This is a genomic window from Yersinia enterocolitica subsp. enterocolitica, from assembly GCF_901472495.1.
Lineage (GTDB): Bacteria > Pseudomonadota > Gammaproteobacteria > Enterobacterales > Enterobacteriaceae > Yersinia > Yersinia enterocolitica.
In genome coordinates this window covers 684,420-704,610 of sequence record NZ_LR590469.1, presented here as the reverse complement: position 1 = coordinate 704,610, position 20,191 = coordinate 684,420, and the positions used below count along the sequence as shown (strand labels likewise).

Here is a 20,191-nt window from a genome sequence, read left to right as displayed (position 1 = left end):
AGATTGAATTAATTGTCACTATTATAGCCACTTTAACTTATGGTTAACTAACTGCCAAGTTTACTCAGCGAAATAATTGCCCGTCGCGATGTCACCAAATCGCCTCTGTGGCGCGATTTCTTCTATAGTTTGATGAGGCAGTACCATGTTTTTAGCGAGGTCGCTATGTTTGGCTTAACCGCTCTCGAGTTGGCCAGAATCCAATTCGCTTTCACCATTTCGTTCCATATTATCTTCCCGGCCATCACTATCGGCCTTGCCAGTTTTCTGGCCGTACTCGAAGGTTTATGGCTAAAAACTAAAAATGAAGATTACCGCGACCTCTACCATTTCTGGTCAAAAATCTTTGCCGTCAACTTTGGTATGGGCGTGGTGTCCGGCCTGGTTATGGCCTACCAATTTGGCACCAACTGGAGCTTTTTCTCTGAATTTGCCGGCAGCATCACTGGCCCGCTGTTGACTTATGAAGTCTTGACCGCTTTCTTCCTCGAAGCCGGTTTCTTGGGGGTGATGCTATTTGGCTGGAATCGTGTTGGCCCCGGCTTGCATTTCTTTGCCACCTGCATGGTGGCATTGGGCACACTCATGTCAACCTTCTGGATTCTGGCTTCCAATAGTTGGATGCAGACACCACAAGGTTTTGAAGTTATTAATGGGCAAGTGGTGCCAGTTGACTGGCTAAAGGTGATCTTTAACCCCTCATTCCCCTATCGCCTGTTGCACATGTCAACCGCCGCCTTCCTGGCCTCAGCCTTCTTTGTTGGGGCTTCCGCCGCCTGGCATTTGCTACGCAAACGCGATACTCCGGCGATGCGAAAAATGCTGTCGATGGCAATGTGGATGGCTTTAATTGTCGCCCCTCTTCAGGCGGTTATTGGTGATGCCCACGGCCTTAATACGCTGGAACATCAGCCAGCCAAAATTGCGGCCATTGAAGGTCACTGGGAAAATAAACCCGGCGAACCTACCCCACTGATTCTGTTTGGCTGGCCAGACATGAAACAAGAGAAAACCCATTTTGCACTGGAGATCCCATATTTAGGCAGCCTTATCCTGACTCACAGTCTGGATAAGCAGATCCCGGCGCTGAAATCGTTTCCACCCGAAGATCGTCCTAACTCAACCATCGTATTTTGGTCTTTCCGCATTATGGTCGGATTAGGCATGTTGATGATTTTGGCCGGTTTTTGGAGCTTATGGCTGCGTTGGCGTGGCGCTCTGTATCAATCTCGTCCCTTCCTTTATTTTGTGTTGTGGATGGGGCCATCAGGGTTGATTGCCATTCTGGCGGGGTGGTTTACCACCGAAGTGGGTCGCCAGCCGTGGATTGTCTATGGCTTACAGCGCACCAGTGACGCGGTGTCATCCCACGGTGAAATGCATATGAGCATCAGCTTGCTGATATTTATTCTGGTGTATGGCTCGGTCTTTGGTGTGGGCTACGCCTATATGATGCGGCTTATCCGCAAAGGGCCAATTGCCCATGAAGGTCGCCAACAAGATAGCGGCGGGCCCGGCCAACACGCAACACCTGCCAGACCACTGTCGGCAGTCAGCGACGCCAATGCTGATAGCGGCGTATTGACCACTGACAATAACCAAAACAGGAGCTAACTATGGGTATCGACCTTCCACTGATTTGGTTTGTCATCATCGTATTCAGCACCATGATGTATGTGGTGATGGATGGTTTTGATTTAGGCATTGGCATCCTGTTTCCGTTGGTAAAAAACAGCCGTGACCGGGACTTGATGATGAATAGCGTCGCCCCAGTCTGGGATGGCAACGAAACCTGGTTGGTACTTGGGGGCGCGGCTTTACTGGGGGCGTTCCCGCTGGCTTACGCGGTGATTCTTGATGCACTGGCTATTCCGCTGACTTTAATGCTGCTGGGGCTGATTTTCCGCGGTGTCGCGTTCGAATTCCGCTTTAAAGCCACGCCGGAAAAACAGCATATCTGGGATAAAGCCTTTATTGGTGGTTCGCTGGTCGCCACCTTTACCCAGGGAATGGTTGTCGGTGCTTTTATTCACGGATTCCCAGTCACCGGTCGCAGTTACAGTGGTGGGCCATTTGACTGGTTTACCCCCTTTGCACTGTTTTGTGGCTTAGGGCTGGTCATTGCCTATGCCCTGCTTGGCTGTACCTGGCTCATCATGAAAACTGACGGTCATGTGCAGCAAGTGATGCATAAACTGGCACGCCCACTCACCCTGATGATGTTGCTCATTATTGCCATTATTAGCATTTGGACACCACTGACTCATCCACAGATTGCTGCACGCTGGTTTAGCCTGCCCAATTTGTTCTGGTTCCTACCGGTGCCTATATTGGTGCTCTTCGCCAGTGGGGCATTACTGCGCGCAGTCAAGCATGGCGGACATTATGCCCCCTTCCTGTTGACCCTATTGTTAGTGTTTTTGGGCTACAGCGGCTTGGGTATCAGTATTTGGCCTTATCTTATTCCACCATCAATTACCTTATGGCAGGCCGCTGCTCCTCCGCAAAGTTTGGGATTCATGCTGGTCGGCGCACTCTTTATTATTCCGATCATTCTGGTTTATACCTTTTGGAGCTACTACGTATTCCGAGGGAAAATCAATCACGAACAGGGTTATCACTGAATGATGAAATCACCATCACCATCCCAACCACTTGAACCAGTAAAATCTCCTTGGTGGAAGAGAGTCGGTTGGATGTTACTTATCTGGTGCGGTAGTGTGCTGGCTTTATTGGCAGTTTCTATGCTGTTCCGTATGATGATGACAGCCGCTGGCATGAAGTCTCATTAGCGCTCACACTGTGGGATGGACAACGGCAAGGTTGCCAGCTTATTAATGACAGGGATCCCGCTTTATGAAACGTTACCTAATTCCATTAGTTAATCAGATTGCTTTGCTAATGATACTACTGGGAATGTTGGGGCTGGCTGGTATGACAATCTCGTCATGGATGGCCCAAAGCATTCAAGGTAACGCGCACGCGATCAATAAAGCGGGATCTTTGCGAATGCAAAGTTACCGGCTGCTTTCCATGGTGCCATTAGATAAAGGGGATCTACCCTATTTAGCGGCACTAGAGCAGGACAAAACCAGCGATGACTTACAACACGCCCTCCAGCGGGAGGGGTTAACCCGTCAATACCAACAAATCGAACGTTACTGGCAAAACACCTTAAAACCACAACTGCTACAAGCTAAGCAGCCCGATGATGTTGCCGCCAATGTCGCCGATTTTGTCCACCAGCTTGATGCATTGGTATTAGCCATTGACCATAAAACCGAGCAGCGTCTACTGCTGGTGACGATGATTCAGTTGGTGTTCATTGTGTTGACTCTGGGCTTGATGCTCGCCACCATTTATTATCTTCGCCGCCGTTTATTGCGCCCGTGGCTGCAACTGATCTCGATGGCGAATGCCATCGGACGCGGTGATTTCAGCAAGCGCTTCTCTCTGCCTTATCAGCGCGATGAGATGGGGATGTTGGGCACCGCACTGAATAGAATGTCGCAGGAACTGTCAGTGATATACAGTGATTTGGAGCAGAGAGTTGCGCAGAAAACAGCTGACTTACAACAGAAAAACCAGGTGCTGGCGTTTCTTTATCACAGCAGTCGCCAACTGCATACCACTCAACCATTGAGTGAGCGTTTGGTGCCAGTCATCGAACAGTTGCAAACCCTGACACCGCTCGAAAATGTGCAAATCTGCTTATACGAGAATCACCTTTATCGCTCACACCTGGCTGACCATTTAGATGGTGAATATTTACCGCCACAAAATCGCCCGACACAATTAACCATTAGCGGGTCATTCATTGTCACGAACCCGCCGACAGCGCGGGAATCACTAAGCTGGCGCTTGAACGATAAGCTGGGTCAATATGGTTTATTACTGGCAAAACTCCCATCAGAAACACCGCTTAATTCCGATCAGCAACAGTTGGTGAATATGTTGGTCGAGCAATTGACCAGCACATTGGCGCTGGAAAGTCAGGCGAGACATCAGCAGCAACTCCTGTTGATGGAGGAGCGTTCAGCCATTGCGCGCGAACTGCATGACTCCATCGCGCAATCTCTTTCCTGCCTGAAAATACAAATTAGCTGTTTGCAGATGCAAGTTCCGGACTTACCCGATCCCAGTAAGCTATTGATACAACAAATGCGCGATGAACTTAATATCGCCTACCGCCAACTGCGGGAGTTGCTAACCACATTTCGCTTGAAACTCAATGAAGCGACATTGCAAGCCGCACTCCAAAACTTAGTCAATGAATTCAGCGAGCGCGCCAACTTACCCATTACACTCGATTTCAACTTACCATCAGACTCTATTCCCAACCATCAAGCCATTCACATGGTCAATATTGCCCGTGAAGCGCTGAATAATATTTATAAACATGCCCACGCCACTGAGGCCGCCGTTAAAGTCACTGCGGAGCAAGGTGATGTCGTCATGTCAATCCTCGACAATGGCTGTGGCATTGGTCAAGCCAGCAAACGGCCGAATCATTACGGTCTAATGATTATGCAAGACCGAGCTGCCAGCCTGCATGGGCATTGTGATATCCGCCAACGGGAAGAAGGTGGAACAGAAGTTCGGGTACGATTTACACCGGACAATGATGACCTTGACTGACGATGTTACATAATCGCCAGCCCGACTCACATAGGGACTAAATCTGGTAATCAATCACCACTTCGTCTGGTGCTTCTGCCAACACTTTCTCTTTAATATCATGCAGAGAAAGTGTTGGATTGCAGAGCTGGATAAAGAACCAAATAAAGTTACGTTGTAACTGACCTCGTTTTAATCCTAACCACACTGTATTCGCATCAAATAAATGCTCTGCATTAAGGCGCACCAGCCCCTTGTCACGATGTGCTTCGTATGACATATCCGCCAGAATCCCCACTCCCATGCCTAGCTCGACATAGGTTTTAATCACATCAGAATCTTGTGCGCTGAGGGCAATATCGGGGGTTAATCCGGCATTTTTGAAGGCATTGTCCAACCGTGATCGGCCGGTTATCCCTTGTCGATAAGTAATTAATGGCAAGGTACTCAAGGTTTCCAGCGTGATATGTGGCTCTTGTGTTAATGGGTGATTTTCGGGTACCACAATCGCGTGATGCCAACGGTAATAAGGAAATGCCGCGACAGATTCATCACTCATCAGTACTTCAGTGGCAATCCCTATATCAGCCTCACCGGATTGCAGCATCGCCGCAATTTCTTGTGGATTTCCCTGGCTAATAACCAGTTTGACCTGTGGATACAGCAGACGAAACTCCTTTATCACCCGCGGTAAACTGTAACGGGCTTGAGTATGCGTGGTCGCAATATGCAACTGCCCGCTATCATTATTGCTAAAAACATCAGCCAGGCGGCGAATTTGATTGGCATCATTTAACATGCGCTCTGCGACTGCCAGTAACTCTTTGCCCGGCTCAGTCATTCCCAATAGGCGTTTTCCACGCCGAATAAATATCTCAATACCCAATTCTTCTTCTAACTCACGAATATGCCGGCTCACGCCCGATTGCGAGGTAAATAATGTATTTGCTACTTCAGTCAGATTGTAATTACAACGGGCCGATTCCCGAATAATTTTAAGCTGTTGGAAATTCATACTTTGCCCCTTTCATTCTGATTGATGTACAGAATCGCGGGGATAATAGAGACAAACAAATACAAAAAAACCGTTGTTTATGCTTTTTTGTACTAAGCAAAGTTAATGGCTTACACCAAAAGTCAGATAAAGCCGAAAGATTGAAAAATAGGCTTAATTATCAAAAAAATAAAGATTTATAGAAAATAACCAACTTCACGCAAGTTAATACACAAGAATAAAATCAGCTATATTAAATAACTTTTTAATATAGCACTTTGCCGTTAGACGCTATTTTGGGGCAGTGCTAGAATCGGCCGATTAAATTTACCTGCAAAGACTATTTGTCAGTCTCTTCATACCCGTTGAGCCGGTTCAGGAGTTATTCATGCCGTTGGCTATTATCGCGCTGACCATTGCTACATTTGGCATTGGTACCAGCGAGTTTGTCATTATGGGGCTATTACCAGAAGTCGCCCATGATCTCGGGGTCAGTATCCCTAAAACCGGAATGTTGGTATCAGTCTATGCTATGGGCGTGGTCATAGGTGCTCCACTGTTGGCCATTGCAACAGCGCGAGTGCCGCGTAAATCCACCTTATTGGGTTTAATTGTTTTATTTATTATCGGCAATATCCTGTGTGCCTTGGCTGAAACTTATAACTTGCTGATGGCTGCACGTATTATTGCGGCATTGTGTCATGGCACATTCTTTGGATTAGCTTCAGTGGTCGCCACCGATTTGGTTCAGCCCAATCGCCGTGCGCGGGCAATTGCATTAGTGTTTATGGGGGTCACGCTGGCAAATGTGCTCGGTGTGCCATTGGGCACGGCTATTGGGCAAGCTTTCGGCTGGCGTGCTGCATTCTGGGGAGTTAGCGCCATCGGTATTGTCGCCATCATCGCCGTGATCGCCTGGTTACCTAGCAATATTCCGATGAAGAAAATCAGCCCGAAATTAGAGTTCAAAACGTTGATGCAGAAAAAAGTGCAAACAGCTTTACTGCTATCAGTGTTAACCAATACCAGTCTGTTTACCGTCTTCACCTATATTGCCCCCCTGCTGCGCGAGGTTACCCGTGTCTCTGAACATGGCGTCACCATTGTCTTGCTGATCCTCGGCGTTGGATTATCCATTGGCAGTGTGCTGGGTGGTCGCTTAGGTGATAAAAATCTGGTCGGCTCAATGACACGTCTGATTGTCATTTTGATAGGTATTCTGCTGGCATTGCATTACACCATTGGTTTTTACCTACCGGCAGTTCTGACCTTGTTCATCTGGAGTATTGTGGCTTTTGCCCTTTGCCCAATGTTGCAGCTATTAGTGGTGGATCAAGCCAGAGATGCTCCTAATCTGGCATCAACCTTTAATCAGAGTGCATTCAATTTAGGTAATGCTTTGGGGGCCTGGCTCGGTGGTACCTTGCTGGCATTTGGCTTGCACTTACAACAACTCCCTCTTGCCGCGATGGCGGTGATGATTGTTGCACTGGTGACCATGTTACGGCTACGCATGCATTTCCGCCGTGTGGCTATCGTGCAACCTATCCGCTAATTCTTCGGTAAATCACTTTTTTGCCCTCCCACTCTGGTGGGGCAACTCACTCTTTTCGTTTTCCTTACATTCTATTCATGCAAATAATTATCATTAACATTGGTTGGTGATATAGTTTATGCCTTGATAAGCCGCATCCATGCTGCTGACGAACCAGAATAAAACGCCATAAGATAAGAAGGATAAACTGTGACCACAGAATCAACCGCAGCAAAACCCAAATACCGTCCAACCCCTCCGCGCCTGGTACAAGTCAAAAAGGTGGTAGACACTTCCCCACACCTACGCCGAGTCACTTTCTACAGTCCGACATTGCACAATTACCCGGCAGATTGTGCTGGTGCACATTTAAAAGTCTTCCTGCCATTAGCACACCAAACACAGCCGGAACTGCCGGTGCTTGGTGAGAAAGGCCCACAATGGCCAGCAGCAGAAGTACGCCCGATTGTTCGAACCTACTCGGTTCGGGCCATCAGACCTGAACGTTGTGAGATAGACATTGAATTTGCACTTCATGACCACAGCGGCCCAGCGGTTAATTTTGCCCGCAATGCTAAATCAGGTGACTGGATAGGCATTACCAATCCAGGCGGCCCTGAAACCATGCTGCCAGCGGCTGAATACAGCTATCTGGTGGGTGACCCCTCTTCATTACCTGCTATCGCGGCCCTATTAGAAACATTACCCGCCGATGCGCAGGGTCATGCCATTATTCGTGTCGATACCCCACAGGATGTGCTTAATCTGGTGAAGCCGGCAGGTGTTGAACTGAGTTGGGTCATTGGTGGTACTGAAAAAACCGATGAAGTTATCACCCAATTCTGCGCACTTGAACTGCCGATGGAGGAAGCTACATTTTGGCTGGCCGGTGAAGATCGGATGGTGGTGCAGTTACGCCGTTATCTCCGGCGTGAAAAAGGCTGCGAACGCCAACAACTCTATGCCGTTCCCTATTGGCGTGAAGGCCTCAATGAAGAAGACTATCATCACCAACGCCATGAAGTGATGGACAATCTTGACGACTAGATCTTATTAATATCTGTAAAATCAATGGACATTATCCTCTGATGTCCATTTTGCTGACTCTTTTTTTACCTTTCCTCGTTAAAACCTTGTAAATTTCCTGCGACAATTCCCTGTTATTTGTTAGTCTTAAAGCTACTTAGCCTGCAATATGGCGCTTAATTATCGTTAAATGGCTCTAATGCCCGTTTAATGCAGTAAAGTTATTAGGAGCGTGCTCGAAATGAAGTCGCAAAATGATCCTGGCCGATCTAAATCTCGCCATCACGAATACTCCCTTATCCTGCCTATTATTGCGCTGGTTATTCTTAATATCTGGGGTGATACCAGCAATTTTGCAGCGGTAATCGTTATCAACATGATTGCACTGGTCGGTATTCTAAGCAGTGCTTTCAGTGTGGTACGTCATGCTGACGTTTTGGCACACCGTTTGGGTGAACCCTATGGATCATTGATTCTTAGTCTGTCGGTGGTGGTGCTGGAGGTCAGTTTGATCTCAGCGATGATGGCAACAGGTGATGCCGCCCCCGCTTTGATGCGCGATACACTCTATTCCATCATTATGATTGTTATCGGGGGATTGGTGGGTGTGTCGTTGCTGCTCGGTGGACGTAAATTTGCCACCCAGCATGTCAATCTGGTCGGTATCAAACAGTATCTGATGGCTATCTTCCCACTGGCTATCATTGTACTGGTATTACCAAGTACCCTGCCCGATGGCAATTTTAGCGTGGCACAATCACTGGTAGTCGCCGCGATTTCGGCGGCGATGTATGGTGTTTTCCTGCTGATCCAAACTAAAACCCACCAAAGCCTGTTTGTCTACGAACATGAAGACGAAGGCGATGACCCAAGTGACCCGCATCACGGTAAACCGTCATCTCACAGTAGCCTGTGGCACACATTTTGGCTGTTGATTCATTTGGTTGCGGTAATTGCAGTGACTAAATTTGATGCCAACCCACTGGAAGCGCTGCTGACTGAGTTAAATGCACCGGCTAAATTTACCGGCTTCCTGATTGCTTTGCTTATCTTGTCACCGGAAGGGTTGGGTGCATTAAAAGCAGTATTGGCAAATCAGGTGCAGCGCGCGATGAACCTGTTCTTCGGCTCGGTGCTGGCCACGATTTCCCTAACTGTGCCAGCGGTAACCTTAATTGCCGTACTGACTGGGCAGGAGTTGAACTTTGGCCTGGAAGCGCCACATATCGTGGTCATGGTCAGTGTCTTGATTCTGTCGCAAATCTCATTCTCTACCGGCAGAACCAACGTGCTCAACGGCACCGCCCATCTGGCCTTGTTTGCCGCGTATATGATGACGATTATGTTGTAGCGATGGACTAAGCTGCTGATAGCTCAGTGAGTGAAGGGTTTACCGCACCCAGGGGCACTTCGGTGGCTTACGCACTTGTATTTGAAACCAAGAGCGGCCCCAACGGCACGATTCCCCTTCATTTGACTTTATCAGTAATCTGAAAGGGCAAGCGCTATAAACGCTTGCCCTTTTTTATCGGGTCATCCATTCATAACCTTGAGTTATGAATAGGCATTCAAGGTGTGTTGGCAGAGTGCAGAGCGGACACAGTCCTGTTTATCAAAGCGAATAATGCCAATCATTTCATCCTCAGCAAAACGCTCCAGTGCGTCGCTAAGACCTGATTTCACCCCACGCGGCAGGTCGCACTGAGTGATATCACCATTCACGATAACAGTGACATTTTCACCGAGGCGGGTAAGAAACATTTTCATTTGGCTGGCGGTCACGTTTTGTGCCTCATCGAGGATCACCACCGCATTCTCAAAGGTACGCCCGCGCATATACGCAAAAGGCGCAATTTCGACTTTACCGATTTCCGGCCGTAAACAATATTGCATGAAAGAAGATCCGAGTCGGCGCAGCAGAATGTCATACACCGGGCGGAAGTAAGGCGCGAATTTCTCAGAAATATCACCGGGCAAGAAGCCCAAGTCTTCATCTGCCTGTAGTACAGGTCGCGTCACAATTATCCTATCTACTTCTTTGTGAATTAATGCTTCAGCAGCCTTGGCCGCGCTAATAAAGGTTTTACCACACCCTGCTTCACCGGTGGCGAAGATGAGCAGCTTACTTTCTATGGCTGATAAGTAATGACCTTGAGCTTCCGTACGCGCCTGAATAACGGAGGTATCACGGCTATCCCGTGCCATACCTATTGATTCAACACCGCCCATTTGCACTAACGATGTCACGTTTTCTTCCTCACGCTGACGATGACTACGTGAATCACGTCTAATAACGCGTTTCGCTTCACGACGAGCTTTGATCACTGCTTTCTGTCTTCCCATAGTGGCACCTTTCAGTTTGATTCAACTACCGCAGCAGGAAAGCCTGCGCGATTATGTTTCACATACAGATGCGGTTTTGGCTTCCTTTGCAGCCAATAATAGCCAATGAAAATGCGAATAGAGTCGACACCCGGTTCAATAGCCGGAGGGAAACAATATCGCAAGGGGAGTTATTACGTGATGTTGAAACCAGGGACGGGAATACGGGTGACGATAATATATTAGCAGCACATGATGAGGGTAATACTGGCATTTGAGAGTCGGAGTTTACGCCCTCGTAACAACGAGTTGCCTGGATAAAACTTTGGTTTTTTCTTAACAGCCCAATCATGGACTTTACCATTAGCGATCCCCGCAGTGATAGATAACAGCCTAAGCTGTGCACCGTGTGAAAAATACCGCCAGATGATTACAGTATAATGACACTCTTAAAATTCGCGATATCAAAATGTAAAAAAATATAACTTTTTAGTTTGCTCATTTTTTACTCTAATTACTTTTAATATCGCGCTATATCATTTTATAAGCATTAGCGACTGATTCTTAAATCTTGTAAATGCGTCTTTTGCTTGCCTTGGCTATCAAAGTTTCCCATCGCTAACCAATCGTTAAATGCCTGTTTAATTAATGGCCATTCCTGGTCAGTAATGGAATACCAATTGGTATCTCTGTTGCGCCCTTTAGTCACAATCGCCTGCCGAAATTGCCCTTCATACTGAAAACCAAATCGCATTGCCGCCGCATTTGAAGGCCCATTTAAGGAATCACATTTCCACTCACAACGACGATAGCCTAATTTGTCGAATACATAATGTAATAGCAAATAGATGGCCTCAGTGCCCGCTGAGTTGCGTTTTAAGCGCGGTGACCAATTAACTGAGCCAATCTCAATCACACCATTCTTTTCATCAATTCGTTGTAAGCCAACCGTTCCTAACGCCACATCGGCTTGCGCATCCATTACGGTATAATGCAAAGCATCTTTCGCATTAATTAATGTTTGCAGGTACTGCTGGAAATCATTTTCACTCTCTGGCCGCTCACAATAAAAATAGGTCCAGTCACTGGCATCAAGAATCAGGTGATATGCCTGATACAAAGATGCTTCATGTTTATCTGAGTCAACAGGGGCCAAATAGCAAAAATGCCCGGGTAAAATTTCTCGTTGAGGCCGCAACGCTGATTGCCACTGCGGTAATTCTGCACCAATAATTTGTCCGAAAGGGTTTTGATTCACTGTGTGCTCCCGTTGTCATGCCGCTTCCATAGGAATATTCATTATGACTGCCCGTAACAATACCGGCTAAATCATAGCAATATATAAAGAAAGGGGGGGATTAAAAGTGAAGTTTGGCACGATTAACTTAGGCGGAAATAACATACTGGTTGGTTCTGAATACCTGATATAAGCACAGGGCGGCCTGCTATCAGGTATTCAGCGGTGATTGCTTATCACCCTCGTCGCAAATTAACGACCGGTGCAACTTCGGGAAGTTGTAACCCTTCTTTGACTTCCAACAGTTGCCCATGCTCATCGTTATACAAGGTGAGACACGAACCAGCTTTTAATTGGGCAATCATCTCTCCCGTCATTTCCATGCTATCGGCGAGTTCATTATCATCCAAATGAGGACGGTGCCCACGGCGCTCAACCTGAAAACGTATCTGGTTATATTTGGCCCAAACAATCAGCACAATGGCATTAAATGCCGCAATGGCTGCATATAGCGCCAACGTCGTCAGACCGGCCAAAATGTACATTCTAAACGGGATCGGTCCCATGTTTGGGGCGCGGTGGATCATATCCAAAAAGCCCTTCACAAACAGGAAGATAAAACCGAACCAGGCCAAAGCGGTAATGATTATATCAATTAAGCGCGGTAGCAGGCGCTGCTCAGTATGAATCAGAGGCGCACTCATGGTTTAACCCTCCCGATCCCGCGGTCTGGGCTGACCCAGCGCGCACGTTTACGTTTGGTGTTCAGCATCACTTTTGGGAACGAAACCACGGTGGTGAACAAACTTAGCATCCAATAAACCATTGGGTACCAAATAATCCAAAATAGTGAATTACCCAGTTTAGGCTCATAGCGCCGTTCAATCACCAAACTGATAGCAAACTGCAACAGACAGGTTAGTGCCAATACCATGCCGGTAAAGGCTGGCGGGAACACAGTCTGCACATGAATGCCTGGTGGTAAGGTAATAACCAAGCCCAGCAGGAACAGGATGATACTGAACAGGTAAGTAAAGGCCCAAGTGATAGACAGTGAGTATTCAAGGAACAATAGCCACATCCGGCGATTACGCCAGCGCCACAGCTTGAACATATTCTTCAGGAAAACCTCTGCCCCACCCTGCGCCCAGCGTAGGCGCTGCTTCCACAAACCCCCTAAGGTTTCTGGCATCAAAATCCAGCACAGACCCCGTGGTTCAAAGAATACTGACCAATGTCTTATCTGGAGTTTCCAACTGATATCAATATCTTCAGTTATCATATCCGGACTCCAGTAACCGACATCCGCCAATGCTCTACGGCGAAAAGCAGCCACTACGCCAGAAACGGTAAAGACTTGCCCGTAAACCCGTTGAGTTCGTTTAATCAGCCCAATGATAGAAGAGAACTCCCCTACCTGAACCCGGCCAATCAAGGTCGAACGGGTACGGATGCGTGGGTTACCGGTTACCGCTCCGGTCCGCGGGTTAGCAATTAATGGCGCGACCAGATAAGGCACTGCTTTACTGTCCAGCAAAGCATCACCATCAATACACACCAGATATTCACTGCGCGCCGCTGCTGCCCCCATCCGCAGGGCAATAGCCTTACCTTGATTATGAGCCAAGTGAATAACACGCAAGCGTGGGTCTTCAGCCAATAAGGCATCCAGCACTTGCGCCGTGTCATCACTGGAACCATCGTTGATAGCGATCACTTCGATATTGGTGTAAGTCTGTGCCAGTGCTGCGTGAATAGTTTCCCGCGCATTCAACCCCTCATTAAAACAAGGGATTAAAATTGACACCAGTGGGTTGCCTTTCAGCTCTGGAGGCGGTACATCATCGCCCCACGGCCAGTGTCTTTCTCGCTTTAGCCAGAAATAGACACCACCCGTTATCCAAATGCCGGACATAAACAGCGGATAGAAGAAGACAAAATTCAGCAACACGTCGCCGGTAAAGAGCAGGATCATTCCCGCGGGAATACTCAGAACCAGGCATAGGATGAGTAATGCAATAATTCTATCGATCATATAAAGGATACCAGGCAGAAGATAGCACAGGACGGACATCTTTTAGCGGTGGTTCGCCAGTGATAAAGTTATCCGGATAGTAACCAAAATTTTGCGCGCCATTTAACTGCAACTGGCGCATCCATCCTGCCAGTATTGGGCCACTGATGGCATTGCTGCCCTCTGGTTTGGTCCAGTCTTTCGATTGCAGTTCAAAAACAGTTTTATTCAGTGCGCCTGGGCGCTGTGCAACTTTATTCACCAGTTGCGCTAGCCACTCGTTAGACTCTGATAACGGCACCTTCTCCATTAACGGCATTGCCATCGGGGCAACCCAATCATAGTTAGCCAGGAAATCGTCAAGATTCTGCGCAAACCATGCTTCGCTTTCCGGTTCTAAAATCGGCATAGCAAATATATTACGGGCTGATTTGACTTGCGGGCCACGGATATCACGGACCTGACGGGTCAATTCATTGGTGAAATCAACCAAATATTTACTCTTATAACGCGTCCAGCGAGCCATCGTTTCCGGGTCTTTACGTATCTCTGCAATGGAACCTGGGAAACCGGCTTTTTCGTATGCGCGAATCGCATCGGGTGAGGCATCTTCAAAGTCAGACATCACTGCGTCGTCGTGATAAAGAATGCCGTCAATTGGCGCGCTATAGGCCATATCGCGATAGATATCGATGATGCGCTGCCGAACTTCAGGATTAAACGGTGACAGGCGGCGATATTGGTCCGGATCAATGCTGGTCTTACCGGTTTTCGGATCAATACGTTGAATTCGCGGTAAAGATGAATCCATCTCAAACGCCAATACCGGCATCCAGGCATAAACGTCAACATCCGGGCGCGAAGCTAATTGCCATGCAACTCGGTTAAACAAGTCCTGACGCATCGGGATCCAGCGATTCGGGAAGTAAACTTGGCGAATATTGCCATCCCCTTTCGGGTCAGAAAATGCTTGTAAAAACACGGTAGTGACACGTAAATCGGAAATCCGCTGAACTAATTTATCCAGATTTTCCTTTTCCTGTACCGGATCTGGATCGTAGAGATAATCCAAATCGACATGCGCCACCCGCATAATGTCTTTTTCCTGCACCGACGTGACAAGTTGGGCGAAATCTTTCAATGATGGATTATTGCTGATCAGAATACGCGGGATATTCATCAGATCATTGACGTTGCCAATACCCGGTTCCAATGTCATCGCCATTTGGTAGCCATGTTGGCGCAAGATGTTGAGCACAGTGCCGTTTGGTGCGCCGTATGGCCACACCCAAACCCGCGGCTGTTTACCGGTCGCTTTAATAATGCGCTCGGTTATCAACGAAATATCTTTTTCCATCCGCTGCTTAAATGCAGCTTCTGTCTCATACTTTTTGGTTTTGGGGTCATAAATCAGGTTGGCTGCTGCCGGCTCAGTGTTCCCTTGCGGGTTGGCAATCACTCCATAGTGTGAAGCATAAGTATGTGCGCCGATTTCAATCAGCTTTGACTTAGACATTTCAGTGATCTGTTTCCAGGTGAGGAAACGATCTCTGTCAGTGCTTAAACCACCAAAATCCACTTTTTTATTGGGTGGCGTATCGATCCACGTCCCAACGGGAGCCAATACTGCGCTTAAATTATTGGCTTCTAAGAATGGATAAACGCGGTTATAGAAACTGCTATAGCCATCATCGAATGTCAGTAAAACAGCTTTATTAGGTAAAGGAGTGCCGCCATTACGTGCCGCCAGAATCTGATCGACGGAAACCACGTTGTAGCGGTTGTCCTTCAACCAGGCCAGTTGTTCGCTTAATGCACTGCTTCTTACCGACAAATAACGTTGGTCAGCTGACTCATCTTCAACATCATGATAAGCAATAACCACAAACGTATTCTTCTGCCACGGCCTTTCACTGAGCGGCAATGCGCGCTCGGCAGGTGGAACAAATACCGGTTTCTCTGCATAACAGACGGAAGCCAGTAACGTTATCATTCCAACTACAAGTATCCGGATAAAAAATAGTATCTTCGCCATAGCGACTTCCCTTAGAAACGGTAATTCAAATCGAAAGCGAGTGAGAGGTCATGTTCACGGACACCATCATAGGGGCGCTTGTCGTAGGTAACTGCTAAACCTGTATCGACCACATCATTCCATTGAACTCGCTGCCCATAACTTGCCGTAGTGACCAGGCCATTACCGTAGTTTTTCTCCCAGTAGCCGCCCACACCAAGTTGCACTTGCTGGCTCCAGATAGTTTTATAATGGCGATACATAATATGATTCAGGGTAACCGCAGGAAGGTAAGTGAAATCCCTTTTCGGGTTGTAATAAATCACGTCTTCTTTGGTGTTAGTGCTGGCGGCTAAGCCTAAATTGAAATCAGCCGTCAGATAAGGCCCTGTCCAGATGCGCTGACGCCCATTAAGCTCGTATTCCCAACGTTTGTTACCGTCAGAGTAATCTGACGGCGTCACGTTGAATTCTACATCACGCCGGTCATCACCTTTCCACAACACAAAGGCAGAGGCACTGTTAGCCGTGATGTTATTTCTCATAGCACGCAGCGGGGTATCTTTCGCCAGTCGCTCCACCTGGCCACCCACACGCCAGTGGTCGTTAAAGTCGTACCAACTTGCTAAACGGAAACCGGTTTTATTACCAAAACCGTAATTTTGGTTATTCACTTCAGCCTCAGCCCAGACATCACGTGAAGTCCACTCTCCGCCAAGGCGCATAATACGGTTGATGCCCTTACCTTCTTCAAATTGCGCATTGTTGTAGTCGCCGCCACCAAAAACACGCCAATTGTCAGCTATCGGTGGGCTATATAATAGAGTCTCGACACCATAGTCCTTATTGCCACTCACTGGGCTATTGGAAGAGAGCGTGCGATTACTGGAAATACGCAATTCATACATATTATGAACTTTGCGTTGCCGGTCTAACTCTTGCGAAGGGACATCTTCCGGGGATCGCGCAATGACATCATCAGTTAACAATTCCATTTGACGCCATTCCTGCAAATCCATCGCTGTTTCGGCTTGCGCACGTTCCAGAATAAGGCTACGTGGTGCCAACGACTCTACCGCTTTCAGCTCTTGCTCAGCCTTGCGCGGTAAATCTCTGGCCAGATAAACACTCGCCAAAGCAATGCGTAAGTTCTGATTAGCGGGTGCGGTGCTGGATAGCGTCTCCAGTTTTTTCTGGGCGGCAGGCAAGTCATTCAGTGCGACCAAGGATTGCACCAGCAAGGTCTGACCTTCCATCCAATCGTCATTTGGCTCTTTACCCGGCAGGCCATAAACCCCCACCTGATAAGGTGTTTGCTCGCTGTAGCTCTTGGCGAATTGATGAGCCTTATCCAATTGCTCACTTTCATTCAACGCGTAATAGAGATCATCAGCATCAAGCAAATCATCACTATTACGGAATGTTTTTCCGTCGGCGTAATAGAGGCTGGTGAGGATCGGCGCGGCTTTTTCTGGCATCCGGCGATCAATATATGCAGAAGCGGCCCAACGGCGGGCATAGTCAGGCATTTTATAGCCCTCAGCTTCCATACTTTCATACTCTTTAATCAGCTCTGCGGTGTTACGACGCACCAATAACGCGCCGAGTCTGTCGATGCGCGCTCGCTGATAATCTGCCTGTGCGTCAGGGTCTTTACTCCAGCGCGCTAACAAATCCTGATAATCAGCTAACGCCTGATCAGCAATATAAAAACGCTCAGTTTCACTGCGTGTTGGCAGTACCGCCATTCGAACTTGCTCAGCAGCCGCATCTCTTTCAAGTTGTCGATACTGCTCAGCCGTCACTAATTGCGGATTTTCTCTGGCCAGCTGCAATGCCGGATCAGCAATACGATTTCGTTGTAAAATCTCGAGGTGATTTTTTAATACCTCCTCAGATTCAGGTGCCAGCCGCACCGCTTCACTGGAGGCCTGCAGCGCATCATAATTGCGATTAGTGGCACGATTGAGATAAGACAGGGTCATATAATTTTGCGCGGAAGGGTTACGCTCGGCCAACTCTTTTGCCTGTTGTAACGCCGCACCACCACGGCCGGAATCGGCCTGCGTCATGATCATACCGGTAATGAGATCAGGGTTGGTAGGGTCTTTCTTCAAACTGCTTTGCCAGAGAGCCAGAGCTTGATCCCAACGTTTTTCATTGCGATATGCTCGCGCGGCAGAGGCCAGTCCACGTGAGGAGAGATTCACCGAGGAATGATATCTTTCGTAAACATCAATGACCTCCTGATCGCGCCCAGCCCAACCGGCGATTTGCAGCCAGTCATCAACCTGACCACTATTAAGCGGCCCAGCTTTAGATTCTTTTTGTAAATAATCAAGGACCGGCGCGGTATCCCCTGCTCTGGCTTTGATGATCAATGAATCATACTGTGTTTCTGCCAAAGCTGGATTAACTGAAAGGCCGGAAATTAATAGCGCTAATAAAGTAATTCTGTGCCGGTGCAACGGGCGCAGCAGTGTCGTGAATGCGTTATACATTATATAACCCTTAAGCCAGCAACTTGTTTGATTTTCAAGAAAAGCTACTTCACGAACATCCATTTTTCATTATGGAATTATGATGAAATGAAGTCCTTGGAATGTATTACAGCATGTTACATAGGATAGTTGAAAGGAAATACTATTGCGTAATTATTATAGAATATTGTTATTCCAGCGATTAATAGAGGAGAAAAAGTAGAATGGGCGTTAATTTAGATTAGATTAGGATTATTCTTAGTAGAAAATGCTATTAATAAGCGAAATTTAAAGACTAAATATTTTTACTAAGCAAATGCTACGATACAGTGTTCTACAAAAAAGAGCGTATGACGCGGTTTCAGGCCTGTTATGGAGAAATTTGCTGCTTAACATTTTGACTCTCTAAAATATTTTTTAAACTGGCACCCAGCGAAGATCTGCAATAACGAGAGAGCGAAATTATCACGATCGTTATAATAGAAAATAGAATGATTTTAATTGCCGGTGAGTTAACTCAATAGCATTGCCAAAAAGTTAAAACACAATTGCACTTCAACCCCATATTTTATATGGATATTTTATTGTTTTCATATCATTAACGGTATCATTCTAAAAATTAAAAATAGACTCTTTTAAAAAACAAGAGTCTATTTAGGAATGAATTTTAATTCATAAAAATGAGAAATGACGCACAAATTAATTATACTGGCGTAAATCGCGATCCAATTTACTTAAAAATTCGTACCCGTCATTGGTAATGAGAATCATATCTTCCAGCATAATCGAACCAATTCCGATACCGTAATAAGGTGTTTCCAGACTTAGCACCATACCTGGCCGGAATGTTTCCGTTGCCAATGTGCTAACAAAAGGTGCTTCTTCCAGCCCCAAAAACACCCCATCACCGTGGCCAAGATGACCACGGTGATAATGCGGTAAACCAGCCTTTTTGATCACATCCATCGTGCTATCAAACACGTCTTTTAACTTAACGCCCGGAGCAACCATCGAGAGCATATGCTCATGGCCGATTCGGATAGTGTTATATATCTGTTGCGTGAGTTCATCCGGCTCCCCCAAGACAAATGTTCTGGCAAGATCGGCACCATAACCCGCCACATCGACTCCACAGTCGAACTTAATTAAGTCACCGGGCTTTGCCGGGGTTTCATCAGGGAACATTTTAGGTGAGAAATTATCGCCAACTGAAATAAGATTAAAGCGAGAGAAATTGGTCTCAGGGAAAGTCATGACAGCAGCTTTAAATGCAGCGGTCAATTCGGCAGCGGTGCAACCCACTCGGATATGCTTCGCCGCGCTGGCGATACCAAACTCAGTGATTTCAGCACTTTCCCGCAGGTGTTGAATTTCCCACGGGCTTTTAATCATTCGTATTTCATTGAATAACGCTGTCGAATCAACCAACTTCAGCCCAGGGGCCACTTTATCTAACACACTTTTACCGCCGTTAGACATAGCCTGTAATTCAATAGCAATAGCCTTATCCAACACTTCTGCGCGCTCAAGGGCATCTTTCACCAAACCAAAGACAGCCTCGATCGGTGGACCAATAGGGCGTTCAGGTTTTTTCTGATGATTCAGTGGGTTGCGCGGGTCATCAACATCCACCCACACCGGAAAGGTTTTCAGCTCCATATTGGGCATATCAAAGTGTGTACTGGCAGCTTCAAACTCATTCATGATGATTTGAGATGGAATGCTTTCATCACGAAACATAATCGCGACCGCTGCACCAGTATGCCGGAAGGTATACATAAAGAAACTGGCAAAACCGGTCAGGTAATAGAAATTATCGCAGACGGTGACAACCAAAGCATCAAGCCCTTCTCGCTCCATGACCGTACGAGCTTTACGACTGACCGCATTTAAATGAGCAATTTTTTCTTTATTCACCGAAACATCCTTCATGGCTTACTTTGTCTGTAAGCT

15 protein-coding genes are annotated in these 20,191 nt (G+C 47.1%); 7 read left to right on the top strand and 8 right to left on the bottom strand.

Features of this window, described 5'->3' with window-relative positions; translation table 11 throughout:
* Window positions 1-165: 165 nt before the first annotated feature.
* The 4 genes from FGL26_RS03230 (at window position 166) to narX (ending at window position 4,638) form a co-directional block, all read left to right on the top strand.
* On the top strand, window positions 166-1,614 hold the full coding sequence (locus FGL26_RS03230; protein ID WP_005169026.1) for a cytochrome ubiquinol oxidase subunit I: 1,449 nt from the start codon (window positions 166-168) through the stop codon (window positions 1,612-1,614).
* Window positions 1,615-1,616: 2 nt separating this feature from the next.
* Window positions 1,617-2,624, top strand: a complete 1,008-nt coding sequence (gene cydB, locus FGL26_RS03225; protein ID WP_005169023.1) for a cytochrome d ubiquinol oxidase subunit II — start codon at window positions 1,617-1,619, stop codon at window positions 2,622-2,624.
* Window positions 2,625-2,792 (top strand): DUF2474 domain-containing protein, encoded by a 168-nt coding sequence (locus FGL26_RS03220; protein ID WP_071387004.1) that lies wholly within the window; start codon window positions 2,625-2,627, stop codon window positions 2,790-2,792. It begins immediately after the preceding gene.
* A gap of 64 nt (window positions 2,793-2,856) precedes the next feature.
* Complete coding sequence (gene narX, locus FGL26_RS03215; protein WP_005169019.1) at window positions 2,857-4,638, top strand: nitrate/nitrite two-component system sensor histidine kinase NarX; 1,782 nt, start codon at window positions 2,857-2,859, stop codon at window positions 4,636-4,638.
* A gap of 37 nt (window positions 4,639-4,675) precedes the next feature.
* Here the strand turns inward: narX and cbl are convergent, their stop codons facing one another.
* Window positions 4,676-5,632, bottom strand: coding sequence for an HTH-type transcriptional regulator Cbl (gene cbl, locus FGL26_RS03210; RefSeq protein WP_005169016.1), 957 nt, complete (start codon window positions 5,630-5,632; stop codon window positions 4,676-4,678).
* A gap of 367 nt (window positions 5,633-5,999) precedes the next feature.
* Between cbl and FGL26_RS03205 the strand changes: the two genes are divergently transcribed.
* From FGL26_RS03205 to chaA, 3 genes are all read left to right on the top strand, one after another.
* Window positions 6,000-7,166, top strand: coding sequence for an MFS transporter (locus tag FGL26_RS03205; RefSeq protein ID WP_005169014.1), 1,167 nt, complete (start codon window positions 6,000-6,002; stop codon window positions 7,164-7,166).
* Between the two features lie 189 nt (window positions 7,167-7,355).
* Entirely contained in the window at window positions 7,356-8,192 is an 837-nt protein-coding gene (locus FGL26_RS03200) for a siderophore-interacting protein (protein ID WP_005169010.1), read from the top strand.
* Window positions 8,193-8,412: 220 nt separating this feature from the next.
* Window positions 8,413-9,522: a sodium-potassium/proton antiporter ChaA gene (chaA, locus tag FGL26_RS03195; RefSeq protein ID WP_005169008.1), complete on the top strand. Its 1,110-nt coding sequence runs from the start codon at window positions 8,413-8,415 to the stop codon at window positions 9,520-9,522.
* A gap of 203 nt (window positions 9,523-9,725) precedes the next feature.
* Here chaA and phoH read toward each other — a convergent pair whose 3' ends face one another.
* The 7 genes from phoH to FGL26_RS03155 all read right to left on the bottom strand — a co-directional run bounded on the left by phoH (window position 9,726) and on the right by FGL26_RS03155 (window position 20,155).
* Window positions 9,726-10,514, bottom strand: coding sequence for a phosphate starvation-inducible protein PhoH (phoH, locus tag FGL26_RS03190; RefSeq protein ID WP_005169005.1), 789 nt, complete (start codon window positions 10,512-10,514; stop codon window positions 9,726-9,728).
* Between the two features lie 529 nt (window positions 10,515-11,043).
* Entirely contained in the window at window positions 11,044-11,751 is a 708-nt protein-coding gene (locus FGL26_RS03180) for a GNAT family N-acetyltransferase (RefSeq protein WP_005168999.1), read from the bottom strand.
* Between the two features lie 215 nt (window positions 11,752-11,966).
* Window positions 11,967-12,434 (bottom strand): poly-beta-1,6-N-acetyl-D-glucosamine biosynthesis protein PgaD, encoded by a 468-nt coding sequence (pgaD, locus tag FGL26_RS03175; RefSeq protein ID WP_005168997.1) that lies wholly within the window; start codon window positions 12,432-12,434, stop codon window positions 11,967-11,969.
* Window positions 12,431-13,765: a poly-beta-1,6-N-acetyl-D-glucosamine synthase gene (gene pgaC, locus FGL26_RS03170; protein ID WP_005164390.1), complete on the bottom strand. Its 1,335-nt coding sequence runs from the start codon at window positions 13,763-13,765 to the stop codon at window positions 12,431-12,433. Before pgaC ends, pgaD begins: the two co-directional genes overlap by 4 nt.
* Window positions 13,755-15,779, bottom strand: a complete 2,025-nt coding sequence (gene pgaB / locus FGL26_RS03165; RefSeq protein ID WP_011816568.1) for a poly-beta-1,6-N-acetyl-D-glucosamine N-deacetylase PgaB — start codon at window positions 15,777-15,779, stop codon at window positions 13,755-13,757. The genes pgaC and pgaB overlap by 11 nt, the downstream gene beginning before the upstream one ends.
* Before the next feature lie 11 nt (window positions 15,780-15,790).
* Complete coding sequence (gene pgaA, locus FGL26_RS03160; protein WP_005168990.1) at window positions 15,791-18,259, bottom strand: poly-beta-1,6 N-acetyl-D-glucosamine export porin PgaA; 2,469 nt, start codon at window positions 18,257-18,259, stop codon at window positions 15,791-15,793.
* Window positions 18,260-18,937: 678 nt separating this feature from the next.
* A complete protein-coding gene (locus FGL26_RS03155) occupies window positions 18,938-20,155 on the bottom strand; it encodes a M24 family metallopeptidase (protein WP_005168987.1) in 1,218 nt (405 codons plus the stop codon).
* Between the last annotated feature and the right edge of the window lie 36 nt (window positions 20,156-20,191).